At 36.4% G+C, this 854-nt stretch carries 1 protein-coding gene; it reads right to left on the bottom strand.

Annotated elements, in window-relative coordinates; all coding sequences use genetic code 11:
- Positions 1-708, bottom strand: a 708-nt coding sequence (locus AB4653_RS27665; RefSeq protein WP_372105844.1) for an FRG domain-containing protein, incomplete at its 3' end; no start/stop codon positions are given.
- Positions 709-854 lie beyond the last annotated feature (146 nt).

Below are 854 nucleotides of genomic sequence, written 5' to 3'. Positions count from 1 at the left end.
ATTGTTATCTACATGGGCTTCATTTTTCAAATCAGCCAGTTTCTCTTCAATATATTCTGTCGGTTCATTTAAAACATTCATGGAGGTTAATTCCTTTATCAGGTTTACTTTCGCTGATGGAAGAATATGAACGGACACTAGACCGTTTGAATATTCTTTCTCATCGTACAAAGGCTGAATGGCATCATTGCCACCTTCCTTAAATGGGTGAATGGAATACCACTTGTCCTTGCGTGGCTCTTGCTGATCACAATCAGCCACATTGAATATCTGAGTCTTATTGAAGTCACAGGGTGAGTTAAAAACACTAACCTTATGATAATCAATGGCTTTAATAATATTGATACAGTCTTTGCTTTGGCTATGACACACAGACCACAACGCATTTACCAGGTTATCTGTCCACTCAAGTAAACGGGTTGGAAACCCCTGTTTCTTGGCTAAACACATCAATAACCAATCGTTTATCTCGTGTGCATTCAACGAATGCCCGCCATAAATTCTCACGGTCGAGAGAAGCTCTTGTTCGACACGGCGAATATTCTTTCGATTTGAGCGACCTAAGCTTGGCATCAGGTTATTATTTTCATAATCACACACGTTATAAATTAAACCACGATGTCCACTACACTCAGCAATTAGCGAATCGATTATTTCATACAGTTCTTCTATTGAACTTATATAACGTTTATTTTTAACAACATGCATACTACGATTCACTTAATTTAAATCCGGAAAAATCCAAATATCAACAACCCTATCAATCGATGATAAAAACCAACCAATAATAACGATTGATCAATAGTCAACGAGTGTCGTTATTGTATTTTTCTAAAATGATAATAGGTATATAT

Origin of the sequence: Vibrio sp. 10N.222.48.A3 (assembly GCF_041475345.1) — a bacterium.
Classification (GTDB): Bacteria; Pseudomonadota; Gammaproteobacteria; order Enterobacterales; family Vibrionaceae; genus Vibrio; species Vibrio tasmaniensis_A.
Note: the sequence above shows the minus strand (reverse complement) of the source record. Positions and strands in the feature narration are given on the sequence as shown.